This window comes from Cupriavidus sp. FW305-F7 (genome assembly GCF_058782875.1).
Genome location: NZ_JBYSYC010000018.1, coordinates 75795 through 93452 on the forward strand (window position 1 = coordinate 75795; position 17658 = coordinate 93452).

The 17658-nt window shown below is 64.2% G+C and carries 12 protein-coding genes; 8 read left to right on the forward strand and 4 right to left on the reverse strand.

The window, feature by feature from the left end:
- Positions 1-24: 24 nt before the first annotated feature.
- The 3 genes from AC3WL8_RS18315 to AC3WL8_RS18325 are packed head-to-tail and all read right to left on the reverse strand — an operon-like array spanning position 25 to position 5038.
- Positions 25-534, reverse strand: coding sequence for an acetone carboxylase subunit gamma (locus AC3WL8_RS18315; RefSeq protein ID WP_153954033.1), 510 nt, complete (start codon positions 532-534; stop codon positions 25-27).
- Positions 535-557: 23 nt separating this feature from the next.
- Positions 558-2882 carry a hydantoinase B/oxoprolinase family protein gene (locus tag AC3WL8_RS18320; RefSeq protein ID WP_153954034.1) on the reverse strand — a complete coding sequence of 775 codons (2325 nt, stop codon included), beginning with the start codon at positions 2880-2882 and terminating at the stop codon, positions 558-560.
- Positions 2883-2893: 11 nt separating this feature from the next.
- Positions 2894-5038, reverse strand: coding sequence for a hydantoinase/oxoprolinase family protein (locus AC3WL8_RS18325; RefSeq protein WP_153954035.1), 2145 nt, complete (start codon positions 5036-5038; stop codon positions 2894-2896).
- A 439-nt stretch (positions 5039-5477) separates the two neighbouring features.
- On the opposite strand from AC3WL8_RS18325, the gene AC3WL8_RS18330 reads away from it, so the two are divergent.
- The 7 genes from AC3WL8_RS18330 (at position 5478) to ggt (ending at position 15485) form a co-directional block, all read left to right on the forward strand.
- On the forward strand, positions 5478-6011 hold the full coding sequence (locus AC3WL8_RS18330) for a lecithin retinol acyltransferase family protein (protein ID WP_492378522.1): 534 nt from the start codon (positions 5478-5480) through the stop codon (positions 6009-6011).
- Between the two features lie 344 nt (positions 6012-6355).
- Entirely contained in the window at positions 6356-8305 is a 1950-nt protein-coding gene (locus AC3WL8_RS18335; RefSeq protein WP_249221285.1) for a sigma-54-dependent Fis family transcriptional regulator, read from the forward strand.
- Between the two features lie 162 nt (positions 8306-8467).
- Entirely contained in the window at positions 8468-9415 is a 948-nt protein-coding gene (locus AC3WL8_RS18340; RefSeq protein ID WP_153954037.1) for a LysR family transcriptional regulator, read from the forward strand.
- Positions 9416-9612: 197 nt separating this feature from the next.
- Positions 9613-10092, forward strand: coding sequence for a (2Fe-2S)-binding protein (locus AC3WL8_RS18345; protein ID WP_115213844.1), 480 nt, complete (start codon positions 9613-9615; stop codon positions 10090-10092).
- A gap of 20 nt (positions 10093-10112) precedes the next feature.
- Positions 10113-12431, forward strand: a complete 2319-nt coding sequence (locus tag AC3WL8_RS18350; protein ID WP_211982177.1) for a xanthine dehydrogenase family protein molybdopterin-binding subunit — start codon at positions 10113-10115, stop codon at positions 12429-12431.
- A 304-nt stretch (positions 12432-12735) separates the two neighbouring features.
- Positions 12736-13728: a tripartite tricarboxylate transporter substrate binding protein gene (locus AC3WL8_RS18355; protein ID WP_371827411.1), complete on the forward strand. Its 993-nt coding sequence runs from the start codon at positions 12736-12738 to the stop codon at positions 13726-13728.
- A 149-nt stretch (positions 13729-13877) separates the two neighbouring features.
- Positions 13878-15485 carry a gamma-glutamyltransferase gene (ggt, locus tag AC3WL8_RS18360; protein WP_211982173.1) on the forward strand — a complete coding sequence of 536 codons (1608 nt, stop codon included), beginning with the start codon at positions 13878-13880 and terminating at the stop codon, positions 15483-15485.
- Between the two features lie 129 nt (positions 15486-15614).
- On the opposite strand, the gene AC3WL8_RS18365 is transcribed toward ggt, so the two are convergent.
- Complete coding sequence (locus AC3WL8_RS18365) at positions 15615-16370, reverse strand: sulfite exporter TauE/SafE family protein (RefSeq protein WP_153954040.1); 756 nt, start codon at positions 16368-16370, stop codon at positions 15615-15617.
- A gap of 310 nt (positions 16371-16680) precedes the next feature.
- Between AC3WL8_RS18365 and AC3WL8_RS18370 the strand changes: the two genes are divergently transcribed.
- Positions 16681-17649, forward strand: a complete 969-nt coding sequence (locus AC3WL8_RS18370) for a Bug family tripartite tricarboxylate transporter substrate binding protein (protein ID WP_153954041.1) — start codon at positions 16681-16683, stop codon at positions 17647-17649.
- The last annotated feature ends 9 nt before the right edge of the window (positions 17650-17658 follow it).

Below are 17658 nucleotides of genomic sequence, written 5' to 3' on the forward strand. Positions count from 1 at the left end.
CTGCCCCCGCTCTTCACGCTGCGATCAGTCTGGGGCGCGCTCCGGAACCGTCAGGTGCACCCATTCCTTATAGAAGGCCTCGATGTCCGGCTCGAAGTCATGGATCACCGGATACCACGGGGTGGGTGCTTCGACGTCGTGCATGGTGCCGCACGCCGGGCAGTAGTACTCACGATAGACCTGCCACTGGGTGTCGGGGGCCATGAGCCTGGGATAGACCTCGGTCATTGCCTCCTCGGTGTCGCGCACGTAGATCGAGGCATGCAGCTTCCAGTTCTCGCGGTAATCGCAGAACTCATGGCCGCAATCGCACTTGACCAGCCACTTCATGTTGCTGGCCGATTGCACAATGTGCATATGCGGGCCGAGCGGAAGCACGATGCGGTCCGGAAAGCTCACCTTGGCCTGCAGGGCCGCCAGGTATTGCTCGAAGCGGCTGTCATCCTTGGGCATCGAGAGCATGCGGAAGGTGGTTTCCCAGTCCAGGGAGCCTTCGACGAGGTGGGCAACCTGTTCATTGGTGTAGGCAGACATTGTTCAGCTCCTTGATACGGTGATTACTCTTCGACCTGGACGACGGTGGTGACGTCGGGCAGCAGGGAGAGGTCCATGCGGTGCTTGGAACCGTAGGACGGCACGCCCAGGTCTTCCTCCAGCAACTGCCAGTCCGCGGGGAGGTTCCAGAATGCCTTGAATTCCCGAGTGAACTTCTCCGACAGTGCGAAGCTGGTGGCGAACATGTGTTGCACCTGGACGGATGCGTGCTTGTTGAGGATGCGTTCGCGCTCTTCCTTCATCCATTCGCGGGTGGGCAGGGACCGGGCCAGGCGTTCCTTGCGGATCTCGGCACGGCGAGCCTGGGTTTTGCCTGCATCTACCGTGAATACGCCCTTGGCGTCCTGGGTGAAGACGGCGCCATAGACCTTCTGCGCATATTCCGGGAGCAGGAACTTCTGGTTGAGGTCCGTTTCGATGGCCTTCGGATCCCGGTCGATCGGGTCACCGAAGCCCGGGCCCCCGCGCAGATAGTTGAGGTACAGGTCGTGGTTGGCGTAGCAGTCCTCGGTGGTGATGCACTGCTTGTCACGCTTGACCACGGCAGTGGCATCGATGTGGCGCTCGTAGTCGGGGTTGCCCGGATCGATGTCGCCGCCCAGAGGCAAGGAGTCGCCGATGGCGATGCGCTTGTCCAGCCCTGTCTTGTGTGCCTCGAAGCGGTAGCCGGTGGCTGAGGGATAGCCGCCCATCATGCCCCAGTCGCTGTTCATGAAGCCGTTGCCCATGAAGAACATGGTCCAGTCCTGGGCGTTCCACACCATGCGCAGCGTCTCGAAGCCGCAACCGCCACGGTACTTGCCATACCCGCCGGAGTTGGCCTTGACGTTCCGGCCAAGGTAGAGCAGTGGCTCGGCCATCTCCCAGATCTCAATGTCGCCCATGTCGCCTTCCGGGTTCCAGATCGCGGCGGCATGGTTGAGGCCATCCTTGACCGCGCAGGCACCGGTGCCGCAGGAGCTGGCCTCGAAGCTGTTGACCGCGTGGATCTCGCCGTCCTGGTTGATGCCGCCACCTTGCAGCCAGTTGGAGGTGTTGGCATTACCGGCGTTGACCTCTTCCAGATAGCCGCGGCTGAAATAGGACTGGGAAAGACCGCGCCACAGGGCCGCCCAGCCGGAGACCAGGAAGTGCCAGGCGTAGGCGTGGCCGGTGCGGCGGTCATCCGGGTTGCACCAGGTGCCCTTTGGCAGGCGGAACTCGGTGGCAAAGTAGGCACCGTCGTTGATGCGCTGGGTGGGCACCAGGGTCTGGCACATCATCACCCAGATGCCGGAAGTAAATGCCACCTGATGGGCGTTGAATGTATGCCAGCCCCAGCGGCTCGCGCCTTCGAAGTCGAGGCGCCACTTGCCGTCCGGCTTGATGGTCATCTCCACCGGCGAGTGCATGATGGAGTCGAGCTTGGCGAAGGCGTTGGAGACCTGCACGTCGTCATGCTTGTAGGGCACGTCGACAAAGGAGACCTTGCGGTACTTGCCCGGCAGGGTCATGGCCTTGATACGGCTCTGCAGTCCGCGGCGGCCTTCTTCGATGACCTCGTAGGTGAATTTCTCGTAAGCCTCGATGCCGTCGGCACGAATCACCTCCTCCACCAGTTCGCGGATCATGTGGCAGCCGGCGATGCGGGTCTTTTCGTCGAGGATCCAGTACTTGGGCGTGCGCACCGAGCGCTGGGACTCGTGCAGCCAGTCGCGCAGCGGCTCGTCGTTCACGCCGGTTTTGCGGCAGGTGATCATGTAGCCGTCGCCGAAGCGCTGGGTCTGTCCGGTGGACATTGAGCCCGGCGTCACCGAGCCGGTGTCGATGACGTGGGTGACGCCGCCCACCCAGCCGATCAGCCGGCCCTTCCAGAAAATCGGGACGATGGTGGCGATGTCGCAGGGGTGGACGTTGCCGATGGCGCAGTCATTGGTCGTGAACATGTCGCCAGGGTTGATGCAGGGGTTGGCTTCCCAGTTGTTCTCGATCATGTACTTGATCGCCGCGCCCATGGTGCCGACGTGGATGATGATCCCGGTCGAAGTCAGGACGCAGTCGCCGGCGGCGTTGTAGAGCGTGAAGCAGAGTTCGCCTTCCTGCTCGACGATGGGGCTGGCGGCGATCTTCTTGGCAGTCTCGCGGGCATGCACCAGGCCGCCGCGCAGCTTGGAGAACAGCTTCTCGTAGCCGATCGGGTCGCCGTCACGGAATTCCAGCTTCTCGAGGCCGTTGTAGTGGCCCGTGGCCTTGGTGCGCTCGATGATGCCGTCGCGGTGCTGCTTGAGCGTCTGGCCGTTCTGCAGCAGGTCGGCGAAGCCGACTTCTTTATTACTCATCATGTTCATGGCGGGTCTCCTTACTTCACTTCCTTGAGATGGAACAGGCGGTGCTTGTCGATCGTGGTTTCGAAGCCGTCTGGCACGACGAAGGTCGTGGCGTCGGATTCGATGATGGCGGGACCCACGATGTGATTGCCGGCCTTGAGGGCTTCCATCTTCCAGAGCGCGGCATCCACCCACTTCTTGTGGCGGTAGAAGGGACGAGTGCCGAGATAGGCTTCCCTGGGCGGCGTCGGGCCGGCATCCGGGTCTTCCGGCAGCACCGGCTTCTGGGTTACGACGGTGCCGCGCAGGATGGCGCCGGTGATCGAAAAGCCCAGTTCCGGCGAGCGGGCGGAGCTCGCGTAGACGCGGCCGTAGGTGTTCTCGAAGGCCTCGACGATCTGGTCCCAGTCCGCGGCGGTGGCGGCGCGGGTCACCGGCGAGACGATTTCGAGGTCGTTGAGCTGGCCCATGTACTGCATCTTGTAGCCGGGGATCAGCAGCACGTCCTCGGGCTTGTAGCCGTTGAGGACGAATTCCTCGATGACCTTGACTGCCAGTTCAGACCAGGCTTCCTGCAGGCTCTTGCAGGCGGCTTCCTTGTCGGCGTCGGGGGCGTGCTGGGCGACACCAAGGTCCACTGACTTGTCGTAGCGGTACTCGAAGTCGGCGCAGGCGCAGCCGAAGGCCGAGAAGCCGGCCGCCCAGGCCGGCACGACGACGTCCTTGAAGCCGACGCCCCCGGTGTAGCCGTAGGTGTGCACCGGGCCGGCGCCGCCGTAGGAGAAGCAGGTGAATTCCGCCGGGTTGTAGCCCTTGGCACTGATGTTGGCGCGCAGGTACTCGGAGAGCGTGAGATCGAGCAGTTCGATGACGCCGGCGGCTGCATCCTCGACCGACAGGCCGAGCGGGTCGGCGATCTGGGCCTTGATGTGGTCGCGCGCGCGCTGCACGTCGAGCTTGATGGCACCGCCCAGGAAGTTCTCCGGGTTCAGGTAGCCGAGCACGACGTGGCAGTCGGAGACCGACACCGTGTCGAGGCCGCTTTCCGGCCAGCAGGTGCCGACGCGGTAGCCGGCGCTGTCGGGGCCGAGCTTGATCGACTTGCTGTAGGGGTCCAGGCGCACGAAGCTGCCGGCGCCGGCACCGACCGAGTCCATCGCCACCAGGGGCAGCGAGAGGACCAGGCGGGCCATGTCGGGGTCGGACTTGATGGCGAAATTGCCCTTGGTGATCAGGGCCACGTCGAAGCTGGTGCCGCCGATGTCGGAGCAGGCGATGTTCTCGTCCCCCAGGTATTCGCCCAGCAGCTTGGAGCCAATGACGCCGCCGATGGGACCGGAGACGATCGTGCGCGCGAGCTCCTTGGCCTTCCAGCTGATGGTGCCGCCGTGCGTGGCCATCACCCGCAGGTCGAACCTGGCGCCATGCTTCTTGAACCGGTCGCTCACCTTCTTCAAGGTCTGGCGCGAGGGTTCGGCGCCATAGGCCTCGAGGATGGTGGTATTCATGCGGTGGCTTTCCTTGCGCGACGGGTAGTAGTCCACCGAGGCGAAGACGGGGATATCCACCTTCAGTTTTTGCAGCTCGTCCCTTACCGCATCCCGGGCGCGCTGCTCGCTCGATTCGTTCTTGTGGGATTGCAGCAGGCAAATGACGATGGCTTGCGAGCCGGCCTCCACCAGTTCCCGGGTAGCCTGGCGGACCTCGTCTTCACGCAGGGGGATGACCACCTTTCCCTGCACGTCGGTACGTTCGGTGACGCCGCGCGTGCGCGAGACGGGCACAAGAGGCTCGTCGTAGCGGTGCGTGTTCAGGTGAATGCGGTCCTCCAGGGCATAGCCCAGATAGCTCTGCAGCGCGCGGCCCATCGAATGGATCTGCTCGAAGCCGCGGTTGCAGATGAGGCCAACGGCAAGGCCCTTGCGCATGAGAATGCGATTGAGCATGGCCGTTCCGGAGTAGACGCAAGTCACCAGTTCCGGATAGACATCGTCCACGGTCCGGTCCCAGTGGGCAAGGGCGTCTTCGGAAGAGTTGAAGATGGCAAGGGATTCGTCGCCGGGATTGCTCTGCGCCTTGCCGACCACGAAGCGGCCATCGGAGCGCACAAAGAATGTGTCGGTCATCGTGCCGCCAGCATCGATGCCCATCACCTGTACGGTGGACTGCGGTTGCATACTGCCTCCTGTCGTTGGTGTAGTCATGGTGGGAGTTCCCCACGACCCAACCATGGCAAGGCCTGTGCCAAGCGCTGGCTGGCACAGACGCGCAGCGCCGGTATGCAATGGAATCAACACGTTGCGGGCATTCCCCGGCCACTCCGGTGGTAGCAGGGGTGCCTGCCGTCGCTGTCCGGATTCACGACGCCCCTGCACAGTGGTGTCCGGGAACCGGACATCTTCTGGCCAGCGATTCGATGCGGTTGTCTTGCGGCGAGCCCAGGCTTTAGCGGCCGGGGGCATGCGCTGTTGCCCTGCGCGGATGGCGCCGGGCGTGGGGATGGGCCGCTTGCCTGTCGCCGCAGCGATGGTCTTTGACTTCCCTGTGCCCGGACACAGCGCTGGCACGACCTGTGCGCTGGTTTCCTGCGAATGGCAGCGAAACGTGGTGAAGTCCATGAAGAATTCAATGATGACAAGGCGCCTGCTGGTCGAAGCGGTTGCCGACACCGACCTGGCTCCCGGCGCCCATCTCGTCACCGATCGATTTGGGTACACGCATCATGGCGTCTATGCGGGCGCCGGCAAGGTCGTGCATTACGCGGGTCTGTCGCGGTCGCTGCGTCCGGCCCCGGTGCACGAGGTCACGCTCGAGGAATTCGCGAACGGGCATCCGGTGCGGGTCCGGCAAAGCCCCGGTGCCAGGTTCGCTGGTGTGGAAGCCGTCCGGCGCGCCTACTCGCGCCTCGGCGAGGATCGCTATCGCCTGATTTCCAACAACTGTGAGCACTTCTGCATGTGGTGCTTGTATGGCGAGAGCCGCAGCGATCAGATCGACCTCTGGAAGTCCTGGGCAAGCGATATGCTGGCTGCCTGCCGCAAGGCCATCAGGCGGCTCGCGGACGCGCGCAGTGTGCCGGTGGTGCGAGCCGATTCCCGCTTCGGATTCGAGTGCGGGACGTTCGCGAATTCAACGCAATCCTCTTCCTGAGCCGTGCTCGTGCGACATGCATGGATTCCGGCACATCGGCCAACGATCAGACGGCCGCTACCTTCGTGGCGGCTACGGCTACGGCTACGGCTACGGCTAACGAAACCGGACCTGTCGCGGGCGGACGGTTGGCATTGTCCGGTTTCCGGACACCTGAAGCGGCGTTGACCGGAAACCGGACACCTCCGATTGATTTGCTGCAGAGCACAAACTGTTGATTTCAAAGAGGTTGTTGACTTGGGGATAGCGCGGGCATACGGTTACTGCAGTCAATTGATAGTGATCGTTCCATGCCGTCTCTACATTGCAGCGCCCTGATCCCCCGCATCGGCGACGAACTGGTCGTGGCGTCGGCCTGGGAGCGTTTTCTGCAGGACCAGCCCGTGGAAGCGAAGGGGGTGCGAAGCGTTGTCCTCGCATCGTGGCAGCGGTGTCGGTCCGAGGCCGTTGATCCGGCCAAGCACTCCGCACCGGGGGCTGGCGCCGAGCATGTGCGCCAGTTGCAGCGCCAGAGCCGGGACCTGTGCGATGCCGCCAGGCCGGCACTCGAGAGCCTGCGCGAGATCCTGCGCGAATGCGGTACCCTCATCATGCTCTGCGATCCGGGCGGCACCATTCTGCTGCTCAACGGTGAGACCCGGGCCCGCAGCGTTGGCGAGAGGATCAACCTGGCAGCCGGCGGCTGCTGGAATGAGGACGTGATCGGCACTAATGCCATCGGCACCGCGATCGCCACCGCCGCTGCGGTTCAGATCCATGCCAACGAGCATTTCTGTGTGGACGTCAAGAACTGGACCTGCGCCGCGGCGCCCATTCTCGACCCCTTTGGCGGCACCCTGCTGGGCGTGGTGGATGTCTCCGGCGTCAAGGAAACCTTCCATGGCCACACCCTGGGCCTGGTGGTGGCCGCCGCCAGGCAGATCGAATGCGAGCTGGCCCGCCGCAGCGTTGCCATGCACGAGCGGCTGCTGACCCGATCGATCGATCATTTCATCCGCTACGCCAGCGACTTTGTGGTGCTCGTAGACAGCCGTGGGCGCGTTGTCCGTACCAACGGCAATGCGCAGGCGGCGCGCGAGAGCCATGACGTGCGGCTGCCCCTGGAAGCTGGCGCCCAGGTACCTGGACTCAACCTTGCACTGCCCGATATCGACCGGAGCTGCCAACGCCCGCAATGGCTGCGCCCCGAATGGCTGCACCCGGTGAAGGACCATGACGGCATGCTGGGTACGATGCTGGTGATCCCACTCGAGGCGCGCCAGCATCAGGGCGCGGTATCGTTGCCGACGGCTACGGCACCGATGGCAGCCAACGATGCGTTTGGCGAGATCGTCGGGTCAAGCGAGGTCCTGGTGGCGACCAAGGCGCGCGCGCGACGTATCGCACCACTCGATCTGCCGGTACTGCTGCTTGGCGAAACCGGATCCGGGAAGGAACTCTTTGCCCGGGCGCTTCATCGGGCGGGTAACCGCCCCGACGGTCCGTTCGTTGCCGTCAACTGCGGCGCTTTTACCCGTGAGCTGCTGGCCAGCGAACTCTTCGGCTATACCGACGGCGCTTTTACAGGCGCCCGCCGTGGTGGCCTTCCGGGCAAGTTCGAGCAGGCCGACGGCGGTACGTTGTTCCTGGACGAGGTTGGCGAGATGCCGCTGGACATGCAGCCCCACCTGTTGCGCGTGCTGCAGGACGGCGTTGTGGTCCGCCTGGGCGATACCCGCGAGCGGCGCGTCGCGGTGCGCGTCGTCGCAGCCACCAACCGTGACCTGCAGAAGGAGATCGCAGCCGGGCACTTTCGCGAAGACCTGTACCACCGCCTCTGCGTCGTCAGCCTGCTGCTACCGCCGCTGCGCGACCGGCCCGGCGATATCGAGGCAATCATTGCGCATCTCAACGGCAAACTGGCGCGCAAGTATGGCTGTGCGCCCAAGCAGCTCGAGCCCGCCGTGTGGCAGGCGCTGCTGCGCTATCGCTGGCCGGGCAACATACGTGAACTGCACAATGTCTTCGAGGTGATGTTCGCGCTCAGCGAAGGCCACATCATCGATACTCCTCTGTTGCCCCCGGGCATCGCGCAGATGCCAAAGGACTCAGTTTCCATATCCACCTCGACGTCACTGCCTGTTCCGCGCGGTCGCCTTGAGGAAGTGGAAAGACAAGCGATACTCGATGCGATCGCGAATTCCCACGGCAATATGTCCATGGCCGCCCGGACACTGGGAATTTCGCGGAGTACGTTGTACGTCAAACTGGCCGCGATCCAGTCCGGGCCCGGCAGTTCAGGCGCCGGCATGTAGCGGGTCGATTGGCCCGCGGCGTGGCATCCTTGCGCCGCTATCGCATCGCCGGGTGCCAACTCGCGCCGGTGAAGCATCGCATCGTCCGCACTTATACTCCACGATTTGGAATATGCGCGCCAGCCGGGACGCGAAGTTGCCGGCCGGGATCGCCGAGGGTGCATGCTGAATCGACTCGAAATGCTCAGGATTTTCTGCGTGACCGCGGAAGCGCCTTCCTTCAAGGCGGCTGCAGCTCGTCTGAGCACCTCGCCCCAGACCGTCACGCGCGCGGTGAAGGAGCTGGAAGACCTGGTGGGGGAGCCCCTGTTCCACCGCAATACGCGTAGTGTGCGAATCACCGCCGCGGGAGAGCGGCTGGCCGAACGCGCACGTCAGGCATTGAGCGATGTTGACGGCCTGTTCGCCCAGCCTTCGGCCCGCGCCGCGACTGAGCTGAGGGGCGCCGTGCGAATCACGGCCCCGTATACGCTTGGCCGCGAACACCTGCTGCCGGCCCTGCGGCAGATTGCGCTCGACCATCCGGGCCTGATGCTCGACCTGCGGCTGTCGGACCAGGTTGCCGACGTGGTGGACGAGGAAATCGACATCGGCGTGCGTCTCGGCATGTTTCGCGACCAACGCTTCGTCGCCCGCATGACCGGGCGGATTTCGTTCCATGTGGTAGCGACGCCAGAGCTGGTGGCGCGCGCCGGCAGCCCTTCGGTCCCCGCCGATCTCCATAGGCTGCCGACCACCGGCCTGGTGGCCGGCAGCACCCGCCGACCCTGGCCCTGGTACTTCGCGCAGGACGAGCAGTTCATTCCCCGCGCCCCGGCGTTCCTCACGGACGACCCGCAAACGGAGCTCGGCGCAGTGCTGTCCGGCCTCGGTTATGGCCAGCTGCCGGACTACCTTGCAGGCGCGTACCTCCGCACTGGCCAGCTTGTCAGCGTGCTGGAAAAGCACACGCCGCAGCCATGGGGCCTCTACGTATTCCGTCCGCGGCGGGCGCCGGTACCCAAGCGCGTGCGGCTGGTGTTCGATGCACTGGTTGCGTATTTCACCGATCCCGACCTGTTCCCCGGCAGCGGACAGGGTGGCAGGCGCAGAGCGTCCGGCGGAGCGTAGGCGGCGCGCTTGCCATCGCGGCATCGCTGCCGCGCCGGCCGTCTTCCGGGCAAAAGAGGAATTCCGACGCCTGGAATTGTGAATTCCCAAAACTCTCATTCCGGGGGCGCCGTGCGCGCACCAGAATCTCCGTTGCATTCGCCGCGTGCGGCCTTGTAAAGGCCGTCCGTTCCCACTGGCACGCCCTGCAAGAAGACATGAGAACAATCACCATCAACGGTAAGCCCCAGAAGATCGATTTGCCCGACGATGCGCCGCTGCTGTGGGCGGTGCGCGACCACCTAGGGATGACCGGTACCAAGTTCGGTTGCGGCATGGCGTTGTGCGGCGCCTGCACCATGCACCTGGACGGGCAGCCGATCCGCTCCTGTGTCACGCCCGTTTCCGCGGCGGCTGGCAGGAAGCTGACCACCATCGAGGGCCTGGCGGCCGATAAGGTCGGGCAGGCGCTGCAAGCAGCGTGGGAGCAGTTCGGCGTGGCCCAGTGCGGCTACTGCCAGGCCGGCCAGCTGATGTCCGCCACGGCGCTGCTGAAGGCCAACCCGCATCCCAGCGAAGCCGATATCGACGGCGCCATGAGCGGCAATATCTGCCGCTGCGGCACCTACACGCGCATCCGCGCCGCCATCCAGCATGTGGCGAAATCGAACGTGGCAGGCAAGGGGGGCGCCAAATGAAACCGGCACAAATGCGCGGGATGAGCGGTATTGAACTGGCAACGGCGCAGGACGCCGCCAATGGCGAGCCCGCATCGGCAGGTCGGCGCCGCTGGCTCAAGGGTATGGGCGCGATGACAGGACTGGCACTGACGGTCGGCATGGACGGCGTCGTGCTGGCGCACGAGGTCAAGAAGTACGGCCGTGACGCGATGCCCGGCGGCGCGGTGGACGATCCGCTGGTCTTCGTGCAGATCGGCGAGGACGGTCGCGTCACGGTCGTGTGCCATCGCTCCGAGATGGGGCAGGGCGTGCGCACCAGCCTGCCAATGGTGGTGGCCGACGAGCTGGAAGCCGACTGGGCCCGCGTGGCGGTGGTGCAGGCCCCGGGCGACGAAACGCGCTATGGCAACCAGAATACCGACGGCTCACGCAGCATCCGGCATTTCTTCGAGCCGATGCGGCGCGTCGGCGCCAGTGCGCGGCAGATGCTGGAAGCCGCCGCCGCCGCGCGCTGGGGCGTGCCGGTGAGCGAAGTGCAGGCGCGCAACCATGAGGTGGTGCATGCCGCGAGCGGCAGGAAGCTGGGCTACGGCGCGCTGGCGCGCGACGCGGCCCGCCTGCCCGTGCCCCCGGCCGCGAGTCTCAAGCTCAAGGATCCCGCCGCCTTCCGCTATATCGGCAAGGACAGCACACGCAATATCGATGGCCGCAATATCGCCACCGGCCGTGCGCAGTATGGCATCGACGTGCGCATGGACGGCCTGCTCTACGCCGTGATCGCCCGTCCTCCGGTCTTTGGCGGCAAGGTGGCCAGCTTCGACGCGGCGCAGGCCGAAAAGGTGCCGGGCGTGGTCAAGGTCGTGCCGCTTGCCGGCAGCCCGGCGCCGGCCCTGTTCAATCCGCTGGGCGGGGTGGCGGTGATTGCCACCAATACCTGGGCCGCCATCAAGGGCCGCGAGGCGCTGAAGATCCAGTGGGAGGACGGCCCCAATGCCGGCTACGATTCGGCCGCCTTCAGGACCAGCATGGAGGCGGCGGCCAGCCGGTCGGGCCGGGTGGTGAGAAACCAGGGCGACGCGATGGCGGCGCTGGCCGGCAGCGGCAAGCGGATCACGGCGCAATACTACCTGCCGCATATCGCGCACGCATCGATGGAACCGCCGGTGGCTACCGCAAAGGTGCGCAACGGGTCGTGCGAGGTGTGGGCGCCGGTGCAGGCGCCCCAGGCCACGCGCGAGACCGTGGCCAAGGCTCTCGGTCTCAAGCCTGAGAACGTGACCGTCCACGTGACGCTGCTGGGCGGCGGCTTTGGCCGCAAATCCAAGCCTGATTTTGTCGCGGAGGCCGCGCTGTTATCCAGGGCAATGGGCGGCAAGCCGGTCAAGGTGACCTGGACGCGGGACGACGATCTGCACCACGACTACTTCCACACCGTCTCCGTGGAGCATCTGGAGGCCATGCTCGGCCCGGACGGCAAGGCACTCGCGTGGCTGCACCGGACCGCGGCGTCATCGATCAGCTCTACGTTCACCGCCGGCGCCAGGTCGGAATCGGCGGTGGAGCTGGGCATGTCCGCGATCAATGTGCCCTTCGACATCCCCGACCTCCGGGTGGAGAACCCCGAGGTGGAGGCGCATACCCGCATCGGCTGGTTCCGCTCCGTGTCCAATATTCCGCATGCTTTCGCCGTGCAGTCATTTGCCGCTGAACTGGCTGCGGCGGCGGGCCAGGATCATCGCGACTACCTGCTGGCGCTGCTAGGGCGGGATCGCCGCATCGACCCTGGCCAGATGGGCGACACCTGGAACTACGGCGAGTCGCCGCAGCAGTATCCGCTGGATACGGGCAGGCTGCGCAAGACCATCGAAGTGGCCACGCGCGAAGCGGGCTGGGGCCGCAAGCTGCCGTCGGGCCGCGGCCTGGGCCTGGCGGTCTGCTACAGCTTCGTGACCTACGTTGCCGCGGTGGTGGAAGTCGTGGTTGGGCAGGACGGCAGCATCAGCGTACCGCGCATCGACGTTGCGGTCGACTGCGGTCCCCAGGTGAACCCGGATCGCATCCGCTCGCAGGTCGAAGGCGCTTGCATCATGGGCCTCAGCCTGGCCACCAGCGGCGAGATCACCTTCAGGAACGGGCGGCCACAGCAGGACAATTTCCACCAGTACGAGGTGTTGCGCGCGCCAGCCGCACCGCGGGAGATCCATGTGCACCTGCTGCCGAGCCGCTTCGACGTGCCGCTCGGCGGGGTCGGCGAGCCGGCGACGCCGACCATTGCGCCGGCGCTGTGCAACGCAATCTTCGCCGCCACCGGCACGCGCATCCGCACGCTGCCGATCCGGGACCAGCTCAAGGGCTGATCTGACCGGATCGCGCCGTCGTCACACGCATGCGATCGGCCGCCCCAGTGGGCGGCAGGTCCGGCTTGCCACTGTTTCGCCTCGCTACCCAAGAAGCTGACAGTGCGTTGTGCGTTCCCTCGCCGGCGTCGCCTTGCCGTCTCAGTTGCTCGGGCAGCGCTTCATGCTGCCTCAAAGTAGTTCTCATAGCCTGGACAAAATATCTACTATTGAATATATTGTCCAGAACCTTGGATTTCCGCCCGCCTGACACTGCCGGGATCAGGCTGCCCCGCGTGGGACAAACAAGGACACCGATGGAGGCATCTTGAAATCAGCATCCGCATCCGTTTCCCGTAGCGTGGCGTTCGCCGCCACGCTGATTGCCTGCCTGGTGTCCGGCGCGGTCTTCGCGCGGGATGGGTATCCAGGCAAGCCCATCACCATCGTCGTGCCCTATCCGCCGGGCGGCTCCAACGACATCTTCGCGCGCATCGTCGCCAAGGGGATCGGCGAGGAGCTCAAGCAAGCCGTCGTCATCGACAACCGCCCCGGCGCCAGCGGCAATACCGGCACCGGCATCGTCGCCAAGTCCGCCCCGGACGGGTATACGCTGGCCGCCGTGTCGTCCAGCATGACAACCAATGCCGCGGTGCAGGCCAAACTGCCGTTCGATGCAATCAGGAGCTTCGCGCCGGTGGCGATGTTTGCGCGAGGGCCGTTCATCGTCGCGGTCAACAATGCATTCCCCGCCAGGACACCGCAGGAACTGATCGCCGCGATCCGCGCCAATCCAGGCAAGTACAACTACGCCTCGTCCGGGCCGGGCGGCGTCAACCAGTTCGGCACCGAACTGCTCAAGGCCATGGCCGGCAACCTGCTCATCACGCATATCCCGTATCGCGGCATGCCCCCCGCCTTGACCGACCTGATGGGCAACCAGACGCAGTTGCTGATCTCCACCGGCCCGTCGCTGCTGCCGATGGTCCGCGCCGGCAAGGTGCGCGCCATTGGCATCACCAGCCTCAAGCCGAGCCCGATCGCGCCGGAACTCACGCCCATGTCCAGCGCGGTGCCGGGCTACGAGTTCGAGCTGTGGTGGGGCCTGCTGGCGCCGGCGGGCACGCCGCCGGCGATCGTCAACCAACTGAACGCCGCCGTCAATGCGGTCTTGTCCAAGCCCGAGATCAAGGCGGCGATCCTGAAAGAGGGCGCCGAAGCCAGGCCCATCACGCCGGCCCAGTTCGCCACCACCATCGCGCAGGACGTGGAGCGATGGAGGGCGCTTGCCAAGCGACAGAACATCGTCGTGGATTGATATGGGTCGATGCGTTTTCGCGTCGCCCGCAATGCCAATTGCCCGGAGAACAGCGCCTAATTGCGCCGACTTTTTTTCAACCGCCATGCTTAGCTGAACGGCTTGCCGCCGCCAGACTTCGCGTGGGCTGCTATTTACACCAGGACAACATGCAATCGAATCAAGGTGCTTTCTGGACGTTCCCGTACACGTCGCAGCGTTTGCCGCTGGTCGCCGACAACGTCGTGACGACCTCGCAGCCGCTTGCCTCCGCGGCCGGCTTGCAGATGCTGCTGCGCGGCGGCAATGCAGCCGATGCGGCGCTTGCCACGGCAATCGCCCTGGCTGTGGTCGAGCCTTGCAACAACGGTATCGGCGGCGACGCGTTTGCACTGATCTGGGATGGCGACACATTGCATGGTTTGAACGGATCGGGCCGGGCACCGGCCGCATGGACGCGCGAGTATTTTTCAAAATACAAGGAGATGCCGAAGCGGGGCTGGGACTCGGTAACCGTGCCAGGCACCGTTTCAGCGTGGCGCGCCATGTGGGAGCGCTTTGGCAGCCTGCCGTTCGAAGACCTGTTCGAACCGGCGCTGCGCTATGCGCGGGAAGGTTATCTGGTTTCGCACAATGTCCACAATCAGTGGCAAAAACAGGTCGGCGAACTGATCGATCAGCCGGGCTACCGCGAAGCGTTTGCCCCCAACGGCCGGGCGCCGCTCCAGGGCGAGCGCTTTATTTGCCCGGGACAGGCAAAGGCACTCGAGCGCATCGCGCGCAGCAAGGGCGACGATTTTTACCATGGCGAACTGGCCCGTGCGATTGTCGACCATGCGCGCAATACCGGTGGCGCGATCACTGAAGCCGACCTCGCCGCGCATAAGGCGGACTGGGTCGAGCCGATCGGCATCCGCTACCGGGATGTTGAACTGTACGAGATCGGGCCAAACGGTCAAGGCATTGCGGCGCAAATGGCGTTGGGCATGCTTGAGCATTTCGATCTGAAGAGCCTGGATCAGGATAGCGCGCTGGCGATGCACTTGAAGATCGAGGCAATGAAACTGGCCTTTGCCGACTTGCATGAATACGTCGGCGATGTGGATCACATGACGGAAGTCACAGCGGCCGACCTGCTCAACCCGGCATATCTGGCACAACGCGCCAGGTTGATCGACCCCGAGCGGGCAGCGCCGGCCCGCACCGGCAAACCGCTTGGCGGCGGCACCGTCTACCTGACCACGGCGGATCGCAACGGCATGATGGTTTCGTTTATTCAATCCAACTTCAAGGGCTTTGGTTCGGGCGTGGTCGTGCCCAATACCGGCATCGCCTTGCAGAACCGCGGCTGGGGCTTCAACTTGCGTCACGGCCATACCAACGAGGTGGCGCCTGGAAAACGTCCATTCCACACCATCATCCCCGGCTTCCTGATGCAAAACGGCCGGCCGCTGATGAGCTTTGGCCTCATGGGCGGATCCATGCAGGCGCAGGGTCATATGCAGATGGTCTCCCGCATGGTCGATCACGGGCTGAATCCGCAGGCGGCAAGCGACGCGCCGCGCTGGCGCGTACTTGACGACAATCATGGCGTTACCGTCGAATGGAATATGCCGCAAGCGGTGATTGAAGGACTGATCTCGCGCGGGCATCCGATCACGGTTGCCAAACGCTTTGATACCGAGTTCGGCAGCGCCCAGGCGGCTCTGCGCCTGGAAAATGGCGGCTATGTCGCGGCAAGCGATCACCGCAAGGATGGCTATCCGGTCGGAATTTGATCGGCGGTCGAGCAGGAGCACCGAGCCGTCAGGCGCCTCACTCGACCGAGGCTGGCCCTCAAGAACTTTCGCTGCGCGAGCATTCTTTGGGGTGGCGTCGACGGCCTCGCTGTTGCTGCGACAGAAGCCCTACGCCAAACGCTGAAGCAAATGCGGGACGGACGATGTCAGCAACGCGACCCCGGATGCCGCGAGCAGGCTCAATACAATCTTGCGGAAGGTCGCTTCGGAAATCCCAACATACAGCCGGGCGCCCAGGATAGTGGGAATCAGCATCGCCGGCCCGACGATTCCGAGCATCGGCAGCATGGCACGTGTCACGAATCCCTTTTCCACGTAGATGGCCATGGTCACAAGCAGCAAGGCGAGATTGAAGTTCTGAATGATCGCACGCTGTTCATCCTTGTCGAATCCCCGCAACGAGCACCACAGTGTGGGAATCGTGCCGGTAAAGCCGCCGATGCCACCCATGATCCCGCCGATGCCGCCCACGATCCCGTCGGCCAGCCTCCCGCCCGCTGTGATCTTCGGCAGGTTTCGTACGGCAAGCATCGTCGGGCACCACAGCACCAGGAACGTACCGAGGAAGGCCTTGAAGAGTTGAAGGTCGAGCGACGGGAGAATCGCGACGCCAACGGGTATGCCAGCCAGGCCGCCGATCAGGAAAGGCAATAGCCTGCCCAGCTTGAATCCTCGGCGCATGGTTACCACGGCAATGATCTGCCCCGTTAGCGCCCCAAAAACCGCCATTGACGCGGCCAGCCTGGGATCCAGCGACCACGCCCAGAACGACATTGCAGTGAGACCAAAGGCGAAGCCCGAAAGCCCTTGTACGAAGCCAGCAACAATGGCTCCCAGTGCCACGACCAAGATTACCGGATCCATGCGTAAGGGCCTCTTTCCTATTGGGGCGTCATATGAGTGTCCGCAGTGACCAGCCTGGCGACATGGGACCTTATGAAGCAACGGTGAAGCGCGTGGTCTGCAGGCCGGAATCCATATTGGCCTTCGGGCGCGCGTTGCTCTGGGGCAGGGGGCTGGCGCGAGTTGTTCCGTTACTTCCTGCGTTGGTTGACATTCTATCCAGAACTGTATATTTTGTCTAGAACACAAACCGTAAGCATGGAACTTCGATGGCGCAGGTGCTGCTGATGGAATGACTCGAAAACGCGAATCACGTACAGGAGATGGTCCAATGAGTTCCCGACGTTTTTTGGTGAAGTTTGTGTTAGCGCTGTGTGCAGCGTTGCCGGTTTCCGCCTTCGCGGCTTATCCGGACAAACCGATCAGGCTGATTGTGCCGTCGGCCCCCGGCGGTGCTCCGGATGCGTTAATGCGGGCCCTCGCTCCGCAGCTGGCACAGCAATTGGGCGTGTCCATCGTGATTGACAACAAGCCTGGCGGTTCCTATGTGATCGGCACCATGGAGGTGGTAAAGGCCGCGCCCGACGGCTACACGCTGGCTTACGGCAATATCGTCTCGCTGGCGACCAACAAGTCGCTGCTGCCATCGGTGCCGTACGACGTCGAAAAGGACCTGACGCTGATCGCCAACACGCTGCGCCTGTCCAACATGATGATCGTCAACGACAGTGTGCCGGTCAGGACCATTCCCGAGCTGATTGCCTATGCGAAAAAGAATCCGGGCAAGCTGGCCTTTGGATCGGATGGCAACGGCACCACGGCACATCTGGGCGTCGAACTCTTCAAGGCGATGACGGGCGTTAACATGCTGCATGTGCCCTATCGCGCAGCGACTTCGGCCGTCACGGACCTGATCGGCGGTGGCATACAGCTGATGATGATCAACACGCCGGTTTCCGCACCGATGGCCAAGGCGGGCAAGGCGCGGGCGCTTGGCGTCTCCTCGGCGCAGCGCCTGGCTGGATATCCGGAAGTTCCCGCGATCGCCGAATCCGTGCCCGGATTCGAGGTGTCGGCGTGGGGAGGCATCGTCGGCCCGGCCCACATGCCTAAAGACATCGTTACCCGCCTCAACCGCGAGATTCGCATCGCGCTGGAGAGCCCCGCCGTGCGAGAGCGATTCAAGCTGCTGGGGGCGGAAATCGCGCCCAGCACGCCTGAGGAGTTCCTGGACCTCTCCCGCCGCGAGACGGTCAAGTGGGCCAGGATCGTGAAATTCTCCGGTGCCAAGATCGATTAAAGGAAATCC